At 49.8% G+C, this 18,334-nt stretch carries 19 protein-coding genes; 8 read left to right on the top strand and 11 right to left on the bottom strand.

The window, feature by feature from the left end; genetic code table 11:
• Window positions 1-258 precede the first annotated feature (258 nt).
• A complete protein-coding gene (locus tag G8768_RS19575; protein ID WP_166843330.1) occupies window positions 259-1,113 on the bottom strand; it encodes a fumarylacetoacetate hydrolase family protein in 855 nt (284 codons plus the stop codon).
• Between the two features lie 165 nt (window positions 1,114-1,278).
• Between G8768_RS19575 and G8768_RS19570 the strand changes: the two genes are divergently transcribed.
• Complete coding sequence (locus tag G8768_RS19570; RefSeq protein WP_166843331.1) at window positions 1,279-1,944, top strand: hypothetical protein; 666 nt, start codon at window positions 1,279-1,281, stop codon at window positions 1,942-1,944.
• Here the strand turns inward: G8768_RS19570 and paaX are convergent.
• A complete protein-coding gene (gene paaX / locus G8768_RS19565) occupies window positions 1,941-2,906 on the bottom strand; it encodes a phenylacetic acid degradation operon negative regulatory protein PaaX (RefSeq protein WP_243749632.1) in 966 nt (321 codons plus the stop codon). The genes G8768_RS19570 and paaX overlap by 4 nt on opposite strands.
• A gap of 201 nt (window positions 2,907-3,107) precedes the next feature.
• Between paaX and G8768_RS19560 the strand changes: the two genes are divergently transcribed.
• From G8768_RS19560 to G8768_RS19545, 4 genes are all read left to right on the top strand, one after another.
• The gene (locus G8768_RS19560; RefSeq protein ID WP_166843333.1) at window positions 3,108-3,656 is read left to right on the top strand and encodes a flavodoxin; all 549 of its coding nucleotides are present in this window, start codon (window positions 3,108-3,110) and stop codon (window positions 3,654-3,656) included.
• A gap of 138 nt (window positions 3,657-3,794) precedes the next feature.
• Window positions 3,795-4,283, top strand: coding sequence for an Lrp/AsnC family transcriptional regulator (locus tag G8768_RS19555; protein ID WP_166843334.1), 489 nt, complete (start codon window positions 3,795-3,797; stop codon window positions 4,281-4,283).
• Between the two features lie 127 nt (window positions 4,284-4,410).
• On the top strand, window positions 4,411-5,877 hold the full coding sequence (locus tag G8768_RS19550; RefSeq protein ID WP_166843335.1) for an NADH:flavin oxidoreductase: 1,467 nt from the start codon (window positions 4,411-4,413) through the stop codon (window positions 5,875-5,877).
• Between the two features lie 239 nt (window positions 5,878-6,116).
• Window positions 6,117-6,617, top strand: coding sequence for a hypothetical protein (locus G8768_RS19545; RefSeq protein ID WP_166843336.1), 501 nt, complete (start codon window positions 6,117-6,119; stop codon window positions 6,615-6,617).
• A 93-nt stretch (window positions 6,618-6,710) separates the two neighbouring features.
• Here the strand turns inward: G8768_RS19545 and G8768_RS19540 are convergent, their stop codons facing one another.
• From G8768_RS19540 to G8768_RS19515, 6 genes are all read right to left on the bottom strand, one after another.
• Entirely contained in the window at window positions 6,711-7,646 is a 936-nt protein-coding gene (locus G8768_RS19540; protein WP_166843337.1) for a DUF4350 domain-containing protein, read from the bottom strand.
• A gap of 122 nt (window positions 7,647-7,768) precedes the next feature.
• Complete coding sequence (locus G8768_RS19535) at window positions 7,769-7,978, bottom strand: cold-shock protein (RefSeq protein WP_166843338.1); 210 nt, start codon at window positions 7,976-7,978, stop codon at window positions 7,769-7,771.
• Window positions 7,979-8,193: 215 nt separating this feature from the next.
• Window positions 8,194-8,514, bottom strand: coding sequence for a GNAT family N-acetyltransferase (locus tag G8768_RS19530; protein WP_208020280.1), 321 nt, complete (start codon window positions 8,512-8,514; stop codon window positions 8,194-8,196).
• A gap of 139 nt (window positions 8,515-8,653) precedes the next feature.
• The gene (locus tag G8768_RS19525) at window positions 8,654-9,064 is read right to left on the bottom strand and encodes a DUF4019 domain-containing protein (RefSeq protein ID WP_166843339.1); all 411 of its coding nucleotides are present in this window, start codon (window positions 9,062-9,064) and stop codon (window positions 8,654-8,656) included.
• A 60-nt stretch (window positions 9,065-9,124) separates the two neighbouring features.
• A complete protein-coding gene (locus tag G8768_RS19520; RefSeq protein WP_166843340.1) occupies window positions 9,125-9,604 on the bottom strand; it encodes a hypothetical protein in 480 nt (159 codons plus the stop codon).
• 79 nt (window positions 9,605-9,683) lie between these two features.
• Window positions 9,684-10,040: a 2OG-Fe(II) oxygenase family protein gene (locus G8768_RS19515; protein WP_166843341.1), complete on the bottom strand. Its 357-nt coding sequence runs from the start codon at window positions 10,038-10,040 to the stop codon at window positions 9,684-9,686.
• A 267-nt stretch (window positions 10,041-10,307) separates the two neighbouring features.
• On the opposite strand from G8768_RS19515, the gene G8768_RS19510 reads away from it, so the two are divergent.
• Window positions 10,308-11,609, top strand: coding sequence for an amidohydrolase (locus G8768_RS19510; protein ID WP_166843342.1), 1,302 nt, complete (start codon window positions 10,308-10,310; stop codon window positions 11,607-11,609).
• Between the two features lie 152 nt (window positions 11,610-11,761).
• Here the strand turns inward: G8768_RS19510 and G8768_RS19505 are convergent, their stop codons facing one another.
• On the bottom strand, window positions 11,762-13,165 hold the full coding sequence (locus G8768_RS19505; protein WP_208020279.1) for an aminotransferase-like domain-containing protein: 1,404 nt from the start codon (window positions 13,163-13,165) through the stop codon (window positions 11,762-11,764).
• A gap of 155 nt (window positions 13,166-13,320) precedes the next feature.
• Here G8768_RS19505 and G8768_RS19500 point away from each other — a divergent pair, with 155 nt between their 5' ends.
• Window positions 13,321-14,247, top strand: a complete 927-nt coding sequence (locus G8768_RS19500; RefSeq protein WP_166843344.1) for an EamA family transporter — start codon at window positions 13,321-13,323, stop codon at window positions 14,245-14,247.
• A gap of 248 nt (window positions 14,248-14,495) precedes the next feature.
• On the top strand, window positions 14,496-15,905 hold the full coding sequence (locus G8768_RS19495; RefSeq protein WP_166843345.1) for an MATE family efflux transporter: 1,410 nt from the start codon (window positions 14,496-14,498) through the stop codon (window positions 15,903-15,905).
• On the opposite strand, the gene G8768_RS19490 is transcribed toward G8768_RS19495, so the two are convergent.
• Together G8768_RS19490 and G8768_RS19485 are read right to left on the bottom strand one after the other, a co-directional pair.
• A complete protein-coding gene (locus G8768_RS19490) occupies window positions 15,902-16,510 on the bottom strand; it encodes a class I SAM-dependent methyltransferase (RefSeq protein ID WP_166843346.1) in 609 nt (202 codons plus the stop codon). The two genes, G8768_RS19495 and G8768_RS19490, sit on opposite strands and share 4 nt — an antisense overlap.
• 170 nt (window positions 16,511-16,680) lie before the next feature.
• Window positions 16,681-18,153, bottom strand: a complete 1,473-nt coding sequence (locus tag G8768_RS19485; protein WP_243749631.1) for an amidohydrolase — start codon at window positions 18,151-18,153, stop codon at window positions 16,681-16,683.
• Window positions 18,154-18,334 lie beyond the last annotated feature (181 nt).

The following is an 18,334-nucleotide window of genomic DNA, read 5'->3' as shown; positions in this document are numbered from 1 at the left end:
GGAAAGGCATCCTTTTCCAAAACTGTTTCGGCTTATCTTTAAAAAGTGTCAGCATTTTTGTCCCGTTTATCGGAACTTTTTATGCCGCCGCAAAAAGATAAGTCACTCGATACAATCTAGTACCGGGCCTTGAAACTATCAAAAATCCGCCCACCCACTTGTGAAGTGCGTCACAATATTTTTGTGATGCACCTGACAGTCACTAGTAGTAGTGAACTCACGCTTTGGCATTGTTTAATCAATAAAGTTGATTAAATTTTAAGCTTCTATTTTAAGGGTTTGCTGACCAAAGGGCTCAGCTAAAATGGTAATCTCATCACCTGCTTTTAAATAGGATGGATCTTTCACCCCACCTTGAATGCCCAGTTTAACTCGCAGTGATGCGGGCAAAATTTTCGCCATAAATTTCTTAAACGGTGTCATTCGCAAGGCCACCCCGGCTGGCGTACCGGTCAAAATACAATCACCTGTTTTCAATCCTCTCTCGCCGGAAGATTGCAATGCATAGTGCAACACTTGTTTGGGGCTGTAGATAATGTTTCGACAACTGTCTCGTTGTTTCTCAACACCGTTGACTGTTAGTCGCAACTCAATATCAGGAAAAACCTCTGGTGAAAATGATTCCGGGAAATACATAGCATCGGCAACAGGCAAAAACCCCGGGAGGCTTTTGGACAGCGTCCAATAATTCATTCTTTGCGCTTCGGTCTCCGCCAGCTCACCGCAAATCTGCAAACTGCGTGCACTGACATCGTTGGCTAAAAAGAGCCCCACTTTGGGCATCCATTGTGGATCGTCCAACTGCTCTGCAGAGACATCTTCTGCAAGATAGATCCCCAGCTCCACCTCATAATCCAGCATCAATGGCATATGTTTGAGCGCTTTTCTAAACCGGGCGGCCAATGACGAGTCCAGCTTTTCCAGCTCCTGCCAAAGCAAGGATTCGTCCGGAAGGCGCAAAGTGCAATCCCCAACCGTATGCTCACAATGCTTGGCAAACATCATCGGCTCTGTTTCCTCCGCCCCCACTTCCTGGATATGAGCGCGATAGGTCAAACCCAATGCAAAAACACGCCCGACGCTCCCGGGAAATGCCTGTAGATTTGCGTCCATGATCACTCCTTTATTATTGTTATCATCAACGTAAAGTGTGGGCATATTGCGGCATTGTTGGCAAAGTTGTAAAGCCTGAAGAAACATTGGGTTCCACTGTGCTAATGTCACCGTCCAATCATCAATATCTCAATAGGCAAATATCTCATAGGCAAGGGAGCGACGATGTTGAATATTAAAAGCGTGGAAAGTTGGCTATCCATATTTCTAAAACGAAGCCCGGCCTCCGTTTTCGTGAAACGCTCGACAGTACTTGTCTCTTTCCTCGTTTTAACGGCCTGTAGCAGCATTCCCCTCGGCACGGCCTGGCAATATCGAAATCACGGCATCGATGATCTCATGGCGCTGAGCCCCGAAAGCATCCGTGCCAAAGTACAAAGCAGTGAGCAACTGATTGTCAGCCAAACCCGTCTCAGCTTCACGGTCGAATTCGAGGGCAAAAAGAACGATTACCAGTTCCCCCTGGAAATCATCGAGCAAAAACAAATCGCCAGGGAAAACTGGCTCGGACAACGCCATAAAGAAGAATACAGCGAATGGAAAATCAGTCAGAGTGGGGTCGAAGATTTCAAACGCCTGCAACAAGACTGGCAAAAAGGCTACGCCGAGAGCTATCAACCCAACAGCGATAATACTCAGGAAAAAACCATGCAGCTCGGCTTCGGTGTTTCCAGCCAATTCACCGAAGATTCCAACTTTAAAGACGGCTATTTCTCTGTTTGGCTAAAACTGTCGGACGACAAAGACTACCAACTGTTTATCGATGAACACCCCACCAACGACATCCATAAACAAATCGAAGAAAAGCGAGCCCAGACAACAGAAAACTAATCGTTCAATTCACCAAAGCGCGAATAGTAGCTGGCCGAAGCCTCCGGTAGCGGGCCGTCGGCCGTTTCCATCGTCTGACACAAATACTGCTTCGCATAGCGGTGAACACGTTTATAAATATTCGCCGTTAACAATTGTGCGGCATTACCTGCCCAATCGTTCGGCAAAAGCTCCTGGGGAAGGTCAGAGTCCTTCAACAGAATACGACGGTATTCATGGACTAACAGAGTGCGCAGCTGAAAACAGCTTTTCGGGTCTAACGGGCCGCTCTTTGGAATGGCCGCTTGTAAGGGGCGAAATTTTTCCAGAAATTCAATATAACGCGCTTCAAGCTGGTCGAGATTCCAACAGCTCGCGGACAGCTGCTTCAAGGCCGACTGGGATAACAGATCTTCTGTCGAGGCCGTCATCACCACAACCTTATCGTGAATATCCAGCTCCTGAAGCGTTTCGTCCAGGCTCTGACGCTCCGCGCCTGGATGCGCCAGCACCCCACCGGTAAGCTGGCCAAAACCAGCCCAGGTCAGTTCCTTGCGCATTTGCTCCCGGGCTTCATCCACGACATAGGCGGGCATCACCAGAGTCCACTTACCATCCCAATTCTGGCGAGACTGGGCGTAAATACGGCGGGCCGCTTTTTGATACTGGCGTAAACCAAAGTCGGTAAAACGGTAGTAACTGCGGCGCCCTACCTGATTGGAATCCAGCCAACCTTCCTGAATCAAGCGATACACTGAGGTGCGCACCAAACGCTGGTTCAGCCCAAAGGGTTCAAGGGCTTCGATAAGACTGCCCAGCCACACAGAACCCCCGTGCTGGGAAATCGAATCGCCAAACACCGTGATAATCAGCGAGCCACCACGCAGGGGGCGCTGCTTTTGAAAAGCGCCCAGCAAGCCCTCCAGGCCAGGCAGCTGAGCGCTGTTCCCGGAAGCATTTTCAGGTAAAGAATCGTCTGTCAAAACCATTTCCAAATCAGAAACTTAGCCCAAGCAATTCATATGAATTAGCAGGCAAGGGTAAACCCGCTAAGTGTACAAAGGCTGGCCCGGTGGTTCAAACCCACCGCGAGCGTGGATATTTCATAAAACGACAAATGAAACTTGTTAATAATAATCATTGTCATTATCATTGGCAAAATTTGACATTGGAGACCCCACCCCATGAGCGCGATCAGCGATGCCCGAGTTGCCCTGGTATTTGGCACCGATACAGGCAATACCGAAGATGTTGGCGAGAAAATTTGTGAGCAGTTTGCCGGCGCCGGCGTAGCCGTCGAAATGGTGAACATCGTGGACATCGACAGCCAATTTTTCAGCAACTACGACCTGATCATCATGGGCATTCCAACCTGGGACTTCGGTGGTATACAGGAAGACTGGGAAGAGCGTGAAGACATCATCACCGATGCCGATCTCAACGGCAAAAAAGTGGCGCTTTACGGATTGGGCGACCAACTGGGTTACGGTGACTATTTCCTGGATGCCATGGGTTGGTTGCACGAACGAGTCCTGAAAGTGGGCGCCACCATGATCGGTTACTGGCCCACCGAAGGCTATGACTTCGAAGCCTCGCTGGGTTGCAGTGAAGATAAAAGCTACTTCTTCGGCCTGGCCGTGGACGACGACCAGCAATTCGAGCAAACCGACGACCGAGTCAATCGCTGGGTCGTCCAGATCTGCCAGGAATTTGAAGCCGCTGCGGCTGCTTGATCCCCTCCCCAATTAAGCATTTATTGCGGTAAAAGTCTGCTGAACCAAAGGAATTTGCCTTTGGAGCGGCAGACTATATTTTTGTGATTAGCGAGCATAAAATCCCTTGAATAAGAATATAGCGAGTGATTTTTGCCAATGAACCAAGAAGAAGCGATCAAATTGGATAAGATCGATATAAAAATACTCAAGGCACTGCAAGCCAATGCCCGTATCAGTAATGCCGATCTGGCCGAGAGCGTCAATCTCTCCCAGACCCCCTGCCTGCGCCGCCTGCGTAAGCTGGAAGCCCAGGGCCTGATCAAACAGTACCGCACCCAGCTGGACCGCAAACAACTCGGTCTGCAAATCTCTGCCTTTGTGTTTGTCAAACTGGAGCGCAATACCGCTCAAAATGGTCGCGAATTTGAGGAAGCGGTCTCTCGCTTGCCACAAGTCATGGAGTGCTGCGTATTAGCAGGTCGTCACGACTACAGTCTGCGTATTGTCACTCGTGATCTCGAATCCTATGAGCGCTTTATCAAGCACGATTTGGCCCATGTCGATAAAGTCGCCCACATTGAATCCACGATCATTCTGAATCAGGTTCTCGATCGCGCCGTTATCGACCTTGAGAAGCCACTGTAGGCCCAAAACTCCCCAAACCCCCAGTCCCCTCAACAACAATGGACAAGGCTTAAACGCGGCTTGCTAATTCGCCCATTAAAAATTAACATTACACGTAAGTTTTTTATTAATAAATGGTTTGATTCTTATGTGGAAGCCACCCCAGCGCATTAAATACACGCCTCTGGATCAACCCTGGCCCAGCCAGGAAGAGGCCGAACAATCGCGCTTGTTCCAAAGTTTCCAACATGGCCCCTTGCACCTGGCACAGCGCAGCTGGATACCTGCCATGGTGCCCTGGCGAGCAACAGACGAAGGGTTTGTTTCTAAGAATGTACTGGACTGGTACCGCCGATTTGCCGAAGGCCAACCCGGTGCCATCGTAATTGAAGCCACCGGTATTCGCGATGTACCCAGTGGCCCCCTGCTCCGTATCGGCCACGACCGCTATATAGAAGGTTTGAGAAAACTGACTCAGACCGTACACGAAGCCAGCGCAGGACAAACGAAAGTTTTTATCCAACTGATCGATTTTTTATCGATCCGACGCCGTCCGGAACCCGAGAAGTTCTTTCAACGCTTTTTAAGCATTGATGATGCACTTCGTGAACGCTACTTTGAGTTCAGCAAGATCGATCATATTTCGGATGCCGACTTACGCAACGCACTGAGTGAACTGAAGGAAGATGAACTGGCACAGGTTCTCGATGCCCGCCAACTGGAATCCCTTTATCAGGGTTTCCGTGAACGGGTTTTTGATCCAGCACCTCACCTTCAGGAACTGCCCCAGGTTTTGCCAAGCTTGTTTGCCGAAGCCGCCGAGCGCGCCAAAGCGGCTGGCTTTGATGGCATCGAGCTGCACTATGCCCACGCCTATACGATGGCCTCGTTTTTATCCGCCAGTAACGTTCGTACCGATGGGTACGGCGGCAGTCGTGAAAATCGCGTACGCCTGCCACTGGAAGTGTTTCATGCCGTTCGCAATAGCGTCGGCAACGACTACCCTGTAGGCTGTCGCTTTTTGAGTGAAGAAATTATTACCGGTGGCAGTACACTGGAAGATGCCCAATTTTTTGCCACGGAGTTTGCACGTGCCGGCATGGACTTTATCTCGCTTTCGCGGGGTGGAAAGTTCGATGATGCTAAACGTCCAAAGGTCGGCCAGGCAGCATACCCCTACACAGGCCAGTCCGGCTATGAATGCATGCCTTCGTTTCTATCTGATGAACAAGGCCCATTCGGACGTAATATTTCCCCAACGGCCAGCATACGCGAAAGCATTCGTGCCGCGGGTTGCGACACCCCTGTGGTAGTGGCCGGCGGTATTCACAGCTACCGACAAGCCGAAGAGATTCTTCAAAGCGATCAGGCCGATATTATTGGTATCGCTCGCCAAGCCATTGCCGACCCGGATTGGTTTCGCAAAGTGAAAAGCGGCTGTGGCAAACAAGTGAGACTTTGTGAATACAGCAATTACTGCGAACGCCTGGATCAACACCACAAAGAAGTCACCTGTAATCTCTGGGACAAAGAAGGTCGTGAGGAAAAAGATGTTGTCCTGAGCCAGGACGGACGCCGACGTCTGATTGCCCCAGCCTGGAAACCTGGGAACTGAATTTCAACGATCGTTATCATTTCCGGGCTGAGGCATGCACGATCAGCCCGCAAGACATCCCACACTTTCCAATTCCGTTCTCGAACGCCAGCTTCTTGAGTGTGGTAACATCTCCCACGTTAAACGCAGCTCAACACTTAAAAAGCAAACCAAGCATTTGCAAAAGAGCCATACACATCCAGTGATTCGCCCGGGTACATTGAACAACATTTTCAATTGTCTTTTCAGGAGTTAGCCACATGAAACTGATACACACCCTGGTCGCGAGCTTGCTTTGCGCCCTTCCACTGCTGGCAATGGCGGATTTGAAGGTTGGCGATCGCTTTCCGGATATTGAATTCGAAGACCAGTTCGACGTAAAACAAAAAATCGAACCTACCGATACGCTGGTCTTGATGTCCTTTGAAAAAGATGTCTCTGAAAAAGTGAATGAATTTCTTGTCAAGAAAGACAGTGAATTTCTGGAAAGCAACAACAGCCGTTATATCGCCGACATCAGCGGTATGCCAGGGCTAATCACCAAAATGTTTGCTCTGCCCAAAATGCGCGACTACAACTACCGCCTGCTGCTGATTAAAGAAGAAAAAAATACTGAATACTTTGAGCAGGCTAAAGGCCAACTCACGGTGTACACATTAAAAGATGGCCTGATACACAGCGTGAAAACCATTAACCCCGCGCAAGTGGCCACTGTATTCTCCAGCGAGCCTGAAACAGGTGACACCACTACCAACGAATAACGCTGTAATGGGCGCCCCTCAGTATTGTCGGGCGCCCAAGCTCTATATTCAGCCCTATACCCAAGCCCCTAATGCCGGCTCATGCTTTATCACTCACAGTTTTTTTGCCAGCCACAGTAAGCTGTTGATCAAGAACTGTTCATTCTGCTCGGCGCCTTTCGCGTCCAATCCCATTTTCCACAGCTCGTCACCATCCTTTTGAACCTGAGCAGTGAACATTCCTGCCTCACCAAATACAGCCACACGCCCCTTTCCAAATTCAAGCGTGGCGGCCTGATGCCAGCCTGTCACTGGAATAATGGGCGTATCTTCATCAAACACCCAAGACTTGCTTGGCATGTACGCTATGGAAGGCTGGGTGAAGCTCATGAGCGGGCGGGCCTGAGGAGGAATCAGGAAAGCTTGTCCCATGAAACCGCGCACTCTACTCACCGCCTTCTCGCTGCTTACGCCCCGAGTAATAGGGTGGTCGGACAAGCCGCCGCCCTTCGTATCGAAATACTGTTCCCGTTGACCACGGACTTCAACGTAGGCATTTAAAAACTGGAACCCGAATAGCTCCGCCAAATCCCCGGCGGCTTTGGGAAACGGCATGTGATCGGCAATCAACATCAGAGAACCGCCCTCTTTTACCCAGGCAAAAACGACCTCGATCTCGGCACGCGTGAAGGCCGGGAAGTTCGGCAAATTCCAGTTTCTGGCATTCCTGGGGTTCAACGCATTGGCGATAACCAGAATGTCGGTTTTCGCCAACCCTTTCTCTGTAAAGGCGGTCGAATGGTTTTGCACCCGAAATCCAGCACTTGAGAGTACTTTGGCGAAAGGCCTATAGCGACCATCAAGTTGATGAAAATTGTGATGAGCGGAATCAATTAATACCAACGGTCCAGGCTTATCAGGAAAATAATCACGCTGGTTTTTAGGCTGGAAGCTGTCGTCAACCAACTGCTGGGCAAACAGAGCACCAGGGAGACAAACGGACAACAGTATCAGCCATGCCATCGGCAGAGAGGTAGAAGTGGTTTTCATGGACATCAACGGAATAAGGAGGTGAATAGTCCGCCAACCATAACGGAAAAACCTTAGCCCAGAAACCAAAAAAGCAAGCCCGGGGGCTTGCTTTTCGAGAGAGAGAGTCTATCAGTCAGGTCTTAGAGAGCAACGATGTTCTCAGCCTGAGGGCCTTTTTGACCCTGAGTGACAGTAAACTCTACTTTTTGGCCTTCATTCAAAGTTTTGAAGCCATCGCCAGAAATAGCGCTGAAGTGTGCGAACACGTCTGGGCCATTATCTTGCTCGATAAAACCAAAACCTTTGCTCTCGTTGAACCACTTTACGGTTCCAGTAACGGTGTTAGACATAAAATCATTCCTGTATATGGAAAAAGTTGCCCTATTTAAGGGTCCCTGAATTAGCGTGAAGAAACAGCCAATAATTTAACAACTACAGGACGAAGAACTAAACATCGCATCGTAATGGAGACTGTAAATAAGCTTGGTTTTCAGCTAGCGGCAGGCTATATAGACCTACCCCTAAAGTCAAGAAATTTCGATGCATCAACCTACTCAATGGCCGATTAGTAATCAGCCAGGCGCTTATACATGACGTGGCAGTCCACATACCCCAAGCGACCATGCTCATAAGCCTTAGGGAGCGTACCCACAATGTCAAAGCCCAGCTGCACCGCAATCCTCTGCGAAGGCTCGTACAACCTGCGTGCCAACCCCCTCCCGCGGGCCGCCTCGCTCACCATATAGCTACAATTGCAGATATGACCACTGGGGCCCATGTCATTGGCTTTAATATAATCAGAAGCGAAAACTCGCCCATCTTCCACAAACACGAAGGTCTTCAAGGGGAGAGCGCACCACAGATCATAGGCCTGCTCAAAGCTCATATCCGGCTTAAAGGCGTAACTGTCCCAAGCCTTGAAATCGCTTGGAAGCTTGGCCAGAACGCCTCAAACACAGCGTTATCGATTTCTTTAATCACGTAGAGCTCTCAACTTATTACAGGCCGTTTCACAGATAGATACACTACTTAATGTAATAGCCCACTATTCGCCACCGATCATCATCTTTCTTCAGCGTTACTGTTTCAGTCGCCGAGGGCATCTTTTCAAAGCTGGCTTTTAACACCACCACAATATACTCACCTTCCGGGGCACCTGGCAGCACAGAGTGAATATCGCTGCTCTCGATATCACGAGTCACTACCTTACCCAATGGAGTCCTTGCCTGTTTCAGCCCCTGTAACCATTGTTCTTTGCTTACCTGGGCCTTAAAAAACGGCGCCGCGACATCCCAACTCTCCGCATACTTGCCATCGTCCACCATATTCAACCAATCAATGACGGTCTTCGACTGGATACCTTCTGAAAAGGCATCAACTGACGTCATAATAATAAAAACCAGTATTCCCAGTTGCTTCAGCTTTTTGGTGATCATTGAACTTCCTCACTTCTGGTATCGTTTATCGAATCCGTTTTCATCATACTGCCGCTTACCTTAGATATCTTTCTTTGCTTTCTTGGTTTTGCTATCCAATGAGGCTTTCAAGTCTTTATCGTAATATCCCTCGGGCAAGCAATTCATCCCAAGCTCCAGAGACCAAAATAACCTGAGATTATCAACAGCAAATCCGTAAACCGTGTATTTAGACCTCCCTGATATACGGATATAGGAATTTATACATTCCTGCGGAATCTTCTCAGGGGGCACCAAGATTGCCAATTCTGGCTCAGATACAGGCCCTCTGAAATGAGCCGCGTCTTTATCCTGATAGAGAGCCAATCCAGAACCCGAAAGTTTCATGTATCCGTCTACCCGAATGAACTGGTTATCAAATCGGCCCTCCCTATAAATGTCATGAACAGAGTTTGGCACAATCGGATTAACAGCACGCTCAGAGTGCATTTGATTATGCCAAAGCCAAGCGATAGATAATGAGATTGAAACGGATATAAATACCAATAGGAAGCTTTTCATGTCTTTTCCATTAACCGCCAAAGCCTTGAAACCTTATGTTGAGCAACCCGGTAAGCTTCTCTCCTCAGCCTAAGAGGCATCACTTCAAACTAGAGTCTCTCACCCAACCCAAACTCAACAAATAACGATTACCTTTTTCCACCTTCGACACCGAGTGCTCAGATAGATCGGGTCGAAAGAATTTTATACGCGCATTTTCGTAAATGGGTGACTCACAATAAAACTCTCCACCCCGCTCAGCCTGCTTCAGTACAATATTTAGGCGGTAGTGACGCCCGGATTTTACCTTGTCTTTATGTGGAGGAATCTCCGAGCCTTCTGGAAAACGGAGCAGATAAACATCAAACGGCAAGGGCCAATAACTGCCACATAAGAGCATTTTATCGTAACCACTGTTCTGTCGACCTTTTTGCCATTTGAAGAGATTTTTAAACATGCTTTCTCAACGCTTTGAAAAAATGAGAAAAAAGTTCTACGTCAGCGAAAATCCGCGATCCTTTTGTTCTCAACAAGTCAAAACCATAGCAGAATCAGGGCTTTAGCGTCCATAAAAGTCAAACCGTTAAACCCTTCAGGGTTTAACGGATCTTTCAGCAAAGCGTGACGCATCGTATTTGCTATTCATGAACGTACTTATCGATTAAGGTTATGCTCTGCTAAATCGTTATAGTTCTAATGCCATAATAAAACCAAAGGAAGTTTTATGTTAAAGCCCATTTCTTTTGCCTTGGCCAGCCTGGCCATCGGCGTAGCAAGTCCGGCTTTTGCCAGCGATAGCGTGAGTAAAATGGCCGACAAAATCGAGCCACAAGTCATCGAGTGGCGTCACCATTTCCACGAGAATCCCGAACTTTCCAACCGCGAATTTGAAACCGCCAAGTACATTGCCAAATACCTGAGAAGCCTGGGACTGGATGTACAAACCGGCATCGCCCACACTGGTGTCGTTGCTGTTCTCGATAGCGGAAAACCCGGCCCGGTTGTTGGCTTGCGTGCCGACATGGATGGCCTGCCCGTCACCGAAACCGTTGACCTGCCCTGGGCGTCCAAAGCGAAGTCGACCTATCGCGGCCAGGAAACTGGCGTAATGCACGCCTGCGGGCACGACACCCATATGGCTATGCTGATGGGTGCTGCCAAGATTCTGGTTGAGCACAAAGACCAGCTGCGCGGAAAAGTGAAGTTTATCTTCCAGCCCGCTGAAGAAGGCGCACCGGATGGTGAAGAAGGCGGCGCGGAGCTGATGGTAAAAGAAGGCGTGCTGAAAAACCCTGATGTGGATGCCATCTTCGGTCTGCACATCAACTCCCAAACCGATGTGGGTATCGTAAAGTATCGCAGCGGCGGCATCATGGCTGCAGTGGACCCTTATAAAATTGTCGTCAAAGGCAAACAGGCCCACGGCGCTTACCCATGGTTGAGTACTGATCCCGTTGTTACCGCTGCTCAGATCATTATGGGCCTGCAAACGGTGGTCAGCCGTGAAGCGAATCTCACCCAATCCGCCGCCGTAGTGACCGTTGGTAAGATTCAGGGCGGTATTCGCTCAAACATCATTCCTAACGAAGTGGAAATTATCGGCACCATTCGAACTCTGGACGAAGGCGTTCGCGACAAGGTTCATGAGGGCGTGCGTCGCAAAGCGGAGCACATTGCCAAAAGCATGAACGCCACTGCCGAAGTCACCCTGCCACTGAACTACAGCTACCCGGTGACCTATAACAATCCTGATTTGATGCGCCAAATGCTGCCGACCCTTAGCCGCACCGCTGGCGACACCAACGTGCAGGAAGTTAACCCGGTTACCGGTGCAGAAGATTTCTCTTTCTTCCAGGAAAAAGTGCCCGGTGTTTACCTGTTTGTTGGCGGCAAAGCCAAAGATCGCCCGTTGAGCGAGGCACCCGCTCACCACACTCCTGAGTTTCAGGTGGAAGATTCCGGTATGAAGTTAGGCGTTAAGCTTCTGGCCAACTTAACTATGGATTATATGAATCAGAAGCCATAACACGCTTCAGGGTTTAATCGGAAAAGCCAATCTCGCCGATTAAACAACGCTTTCGAGGAGCTAACGGGCCATAGTGATCGGATTCGCTATGGCCCGTTTTTTATTTGCAGGGCGCCTTTCACACGCAACAGATTATCCACGGTTAAGACTGCCTATGCCCCAGACAAAATCCGACCTAAAAGCGCCAGCGCCTCCGGCCCGGTATTCGCTACATTAAAACGCATCGAATTTTCTCCCTGCCCATCGGCCCTGAACACATTTCCTGGTGCCAGAACCATATCGTGCTCCAAAGCCTTCTGCGCTAACTCGGAAGAGTTTAACGGCCCATCCGGCACCGTCGCCCAGACAAACATGCCGTGCTCTGCGTGACCAAAAATTTCAAAACCCAACTTCTCCAGACCCTCACTGGCACATTCCCGAGCCTCATCCAAACGCCCGTGTAGACGACGCACGTGCTTGCGATACAAACCCTCAGCCAGGGTGTGATGAACCGCACGCTCTGCAATTTCACTGGAGGTTAATTGCGTCAATAATTTCAAGTCCATCAACTCCGCCGTCAAATCCTGACGGCAGGCGATGTAGCCCACACGTAACGCCGCCGAGACCGTTTTTGAAAAACTGCTGACATAGATAACCCGGTTCAACTGATCCAAAGACGCTAGGCGCGGCCCCGGATTGGGATGCAGATCTCCGTAGATATCATCTTCCAGAATGTAAAAATTATGCTGTTCCGCAAGCTTCAACAACTCATAGGCAATCGCGGGGCTGATGCAGCTGCTGGTCGGGTTATGGAGAATGGCCGTTGTAATCATCAGCTTCGGTTTGTGAAGCGCCAGCAACTCTTTGAGGACCGAAATGTCCGGGCCGTCTTCCAATCGGGGAACCGCCAGCACCTCAGCACCAAACAACTTCAACATGCCAAAGAGATTAAAATAAGCCGGGTCATCGATCAGCACTTTGTCACCCGGACGCAGCATCAAACGACAAACCAGATCCACTCCATGGGACGCACCATGACAGGTAACAATCTGCGGGACCTCCGCCCGAATTCCAGCCTCTTCCAAGCGTCGTACCAGCTGCTGGCGAAGCGGCACATAACCGCCCGCCTGACTGTAATCCACAAGATGCGCGCCACTGTTGCGAGACAACTGACGCAAACTGCGTTGCACATTGGCCGCATCCATCCAATCGGCAGGCAGCCAACCGCAACCAGGCTGAAAGCGGTATTGGCCGTCTTTTAATGCTTGTCGCAACAGCCACAATACATCCCCCGCACGATCCAACTGACAAGCCGTGTGCACCTTTTCGGGTATTGCCACCTTTCCCACATAAAAGCCCGACCCCTTGCGAGACTGCAAATGCCCCGAAGCCACCAGACGATCATAGGCCTGAACCACCGTAAAACGGCTGACGCCATGCTCTTCGGCAAAGCGCCGAATCGACGGCACCTTGCTGCCTGAACGCATACTGCGCTGTTCAATGCGCTGGCTGAAGCCCTGAACAATTTGCTCAACCAAGGGCTGCTCATCGTGGCGATTAATAGGGAGTAAAGCCAAAGCGGGCTCCTTCGCCGAACGGGCCGGCGTAAAAACTGTATCGGTAAAAGCACCATGACAGTGGCATATACTGTATCGCAAACTGTACATGTATTGTCAGGCGAGAATGGCTTATCTTTTCATAAAGCCTAAACCATAGCAATGAGTGAACGACCGTGAACAATCTCAGCCTGTACCTGACTACCGTCCTGATCTGGGGCTCAACCTGGATTGCCATCACCTTTCAGCTAGGGGAAGTCGCGCCACTGGTTTCGGTAGCCTATCGCTTTGCACTGGCCGGGATTTTACTGATGCTCTTCTGTGCCCTGCTCAACAAACGTTTGCGGTTTGGATGGCGTGAACATTTGTTGATGTTTTTGCAGGGCAATTTTTTATTTGGTTTGAATTACTGGTTAATGTACCTGACCACTGAACGCATCAGTTCGGGATTAGTTGCCGTGATTTTTGCAGGCATCGTATTTTTGAATATTCTGAACGGCCGCCTGTTTTTAGGTCGCCCCATTCAAATGCATGTATTGCTGGCAGCCTGTATCGGCATCTGCGGTATTGCCATGGTGTTCTGGCCGGAACTTGCTGCGGTTGAAGCAAGCGGTAAGGATATCTGGGTAGCACTGGCGCTTGGATTGGCCGCCACCTACTGCGCATCGATCGGAAACATTGTGTCGTCCCACAATCAACAACGGAATATTCCCGTCTTACAGGCCAATGCCTTTGGCATGAGCTATGGCGCCCTGAGCATGATGTTGGTGGCCGCTTTGATGGGACTGGAATTCAATTTTGATACCCGCCCGGAGTACATTGCTTCGCTGCTGTATCTTTCCGTGTTCGGATCCATTATTGCCTTTAGCTGTTACCTGACACTGGTAGGCCGTCTGGGCGCAGACAAAGCCTCCTACGCCAGCCTGTTGTTCCCGGTAATTGCCCTGCAATTGTCAGCCTGGTTTGAAAACTTTCAATGGACCTGGCTGAGCGTGATGGGTTTATGCCTGGTGCTGATAGGCAATGTACTGATCATGACGCCAAGGCAACGCATTCTGGCTCTGCTGAATCCAGAAAGAAAAATGGAAGCACCAGAACCATAAGCAAGATCGTAAATGCGCAGTTAAGCGTCCATAAACTGACCATTTCGCACCATTTAAGATGACACAATGGCCCTGTTCAGAAAATCGGCGGGGCTGTTACACTGAACGGATAATTTCAGAGCCGCTCCCTTCTGATCCTGAACAATCGCCTCCACAGTCTTAACGCCCTCGCGCGCTAGATAAATACAAAAGGTAACGAGGCAAATCCGGAAACAAGCGGCTGACCATAGCGGAATATCCAAATCTCCATGGACGCCGAAGCCAGCCAAGCGCAGCAACAGCCGAACAGTGAAAGCAAGCGAAAGGGCAATAACACCGGGGAAAAGCAACACCCCCCCAGCATCCTCGGCCTCGCGCTGCCGAGCATTTCTCTTTTTCTGATTTTCAATCTGGTCAATCTGGCTGTCATCAAAATTGTTGCCACACTCGGCACCGCTGAAGTGGCCGCCGTTACCACGGGCTCACGAATATTCTTTATTGTGTACGCGGGAATCATGGGATTGAGCGCGGGCGCCACTGCCCTGATCGCCCATGCCTGGGGCGCAAAAAAGCCACAAGAAGCCGCGCTGTTGACCAGCTTGAGCGTTAAGCTCGGTATTGCCTTGAGTATCGTCACCAGCCTGATTTTTATGTATCTGGTGCCCCAGCTCGCCGATGTTTTTCAACTGACAGGCCCTGCAAAGGAAGCGACCATTGACTACGTTCGTTTCTCCAGCGCGTTTAACGCCAACTTCGCGATTATTGTGCTGATTACGTCCGCTTTGCGGGCAACCGGTGATGGTTGGGTGCCACTGTATATCACAGCTTTTTGCAACGCGCTGTTTCTACCTTTCTGCGCAGCCCTCACCTATGGTTGGCCACTCTTGAATGTTCCCGAACTGGGTATTCGAGGTACCGCATTAGGCGGTGGCATCGCCTACGTTATTGGCAGTATATTGACCTGGATTCTATGGCGGCGTCATTGTTTGCAGCTGCCCTACCAAAGCAGCAACCTGAAACAGGATTGGCAGGCCGTAAAAAAACTCTGGCATATTTCCTACCCGGCCATCGCCGAACAACTGGTCATCCAGATTGCGCTGTTTTTATTTTTAACGGTCGTTGCCACTTACAGTACCGAAGCTTTTGCAGCCTATGGTGTTGGCTTGGGCATTTTATCCATTACGATTGTCATTGGGGCAGGATTTGGCGTTGCGGCCTCGGCGCTTGTCGGTCAGGAATTGGGGGCCGGCAATCCGGACCGTGCCATTGGCATTGGTTACCGCACACTGTTTTGGGCCGTTCTGACCATGACCATTATGGGTGCCCTCACCATATATTTTGCGACACCGTTGGCCAGCTTTATGGTGAACGACCCTGAGGTGATTCGGCTCACAGCCGTATTTTTATTCATGCTGGGCATTTCACAACCCTTAATGGCCGTCGACTTCGCACTGGGCGGGGCACTACGCGGAGCGGGCGATACCCGCTTTCCTTTGCTATCAACCTTCAGTGGTTTTCTGCTGACGCGAATGGCTGTCGCGCTGTTGTTTAAATTTTTAGGCTTATCGGTCGAGTGGATATTCGGTGCTTTGATTGCCGACTATATTGTAAAAGCGGTACTGATTTTTTACCGCTTTTATTCAAAGGTCTGGCTTCGCCCCCACATGCCTGGAAACTAGATTTTACTCGCTATTATATAAACGTGTTTTTCCGGATACTGATCCAGTTCAACATGTTTAATGGCCATACCCTGACCCAAAAGGCATTGAATATTTCTTTCGATCCCAATAGAACTGTAATAGAACTCATCCTCAAGCCAGGTGTCCGTATGCCAGCCATCATCATCGCCAAAGGTATACACAAAAATACCGCCCGGATTTAAGCAGGCACAGAGTTTTTCCAAAACCGGTAACTGTTGCTCATAGGGCAAGCAAAACAAACTGTCCCATGCAAGAATAAAGTCAAATCGTTCTTCTGTCTGCCAATCACAAATGTCCTGATGATAGAAATGGTGCTGCGGGTGCTGTTCTTTTGCCAAACGGATCATTTCGGCAGACACATCCAGCCCGGTAATAACAAACCCTTTTTCTTCCAGCATTCGAACAAAACGACCGCCTGCACCGCAGCCCACATCCAATGCGGCGCCACCTGAAAAGCCCTCTTGGTCAGCAACTAAGCGCAGCGCACGTTCACACTGGACAAGACCATACTGAGAGTTTTGATGCTGCTCATGCCACCACTGAGCAATTCGATCGTATTGTTTGCCAAGCTCCTTAGGGGCCATAACGGTGTTGCTCCTATACCTTAGCCAATATGCGACCTATATTTAACCGACTCAAAGCGCCATCGAGTAAAACACTATTAAATACATTGTCAGCAATAAAAAAGCCACCTTATCTGGTGGCTTTAAGATAAATGCTGCTCGCGTTATCCCTCAATGCTCTTGAGGCAGGACTATTTCTTCACGCGATAATCCAATGGGGGTAGGCGATCACCCAGCAATGCCGCGTACTTAAAGTCTTTACCACGACGCTTTTCAAACTCAGCCTTAGCTTCAGCGATGACTTCGGGTTTCTGGTAAAGATCAATCATCGTAGTGGCCATGGTTTTTGCCGCCAACAACATGCCTTTGTGACCAATACTGGTACCACCGGCCGCAACCGCTTGCCAACTGTGTGCGGAAGTGCCCGGCACCCAGGTTGCCGTACGCAAACCCACTGTCGGCACAACCCAACTGACATCACCCACATCGGTAGAACCACCCGAAGAGTTGATGGCTTTACTGAATGGATAAATCCTGGCTTCATCTCCAATCGCTTTTTCTCCGCGCTCGCCCAGGCTCACTCGAATTTTATCGGCAAACTCCTGCTCGGCAGGGCTGTAATTAAAGCCACCAAACTGCACCAGACTGTTATGCATCAGCTCTGCCAACGCAACATTGGGCAAAACACTGTGGTTTCCGTGAATCACTTCCCACTCTACTTTGGTGCCAGTACCCATAGCGGCCGCTTTGGCAATGTCCTCAACTCGATCCCAAATTGGCACCAACGTTTCTGCCGCAGGGCTGCGAACATAATAAAAAACTTCGGCAAACTCGGGCACAACATTGGGAGCCTCACCACCGTTGGTAATGACGTAATGAATACGTGCATTACTGGGAATATGTTCGCGCATCATATTCACCATCATGTTCATTGCCTCAACCCCATCCAGGGCCGAACGACCGTATTGGGGAGCCGCCGATGCGTGAGAAGCGATGCCATGAAATCGAAACTTGGCAGACTTGTTCGCCAGAGACGTTCCTACCGGGGCGATGTTTTTATTGGCGGGATGCCAGTGCAACATAATGTCGACGTCATCAAACAATCCTTCGCGGACCATATAGACTTTGCCCGAACCACCTTCTTCTGCCGGCGTTCCGTATAAACGAATCTGACCAGGGACTTTATTCGCGACCAGCCATTCCTTTACAGCAATTGCAGCCGTCAGGGAGCCCGCACCAAACAAGTGATGACCACAAGCATGGCCAGAATTCATTCCCTCTTCCGCAACCTTCTCGGGCTTAGCAGCTTGACTGAAACCGGGCAGTGCATCCATTTCTGCGAGAATGCCTATAACCGGGCCTCCTTTGCCATAGCTGGCCACAAATGCCGTCTCCGTACCCGCCAGGCCTTTTTCAACTTTGAAACCCGCACGCTTCAACAGGCGCTGCATTTCCGCAGAACTTTTGTGTTCCTGATAGCCCATCTCTGCCCAGGACCAGAGCTGATCAGCCAGGCCCGTCGCTTGTGACGCCTGCTTGGCAACGGATTGTTCAACAAATACCGCGTTGGGACTTTTCTCGGCGGCAAAAACCGCGTGGGATAGAGCCAATGCACTCAGGCCACTGAGGGCCGAAACTGACAGGCGTTTAAGGGAATTCATCATTCGCGTCTTTTCCTTTTTAGGGTTATTCAGCTCTGGCATTGTTAAATTGTGTCTAAAAATGCCGCAATTGTCCTTTTTAGACAGATTGCTTGATCCTTTTTACCATTGTTCAAATAACGGGAACACCTAGTATTAAGAAGTAGAAATTATGTCGCTTAACTCAAGCGAAAGCCAGCCGCTT

The organism is Pseudoteredinibacter isoporae (genome assembly GCF_011602085.1).
Classification (GTDB): domain Bacteria; phylum Pseudomonadota; class Gammaproteobacteria; order Pseudomonadales; family Cellvibrionaceae; genus Pseudoteredinibacter; species Pseudoteredinibacter isoporae.
Note: the sequence above shows the minus strand (reverse complement) of the source record. Positions and strands in the feature narration are given on the sequence as shown.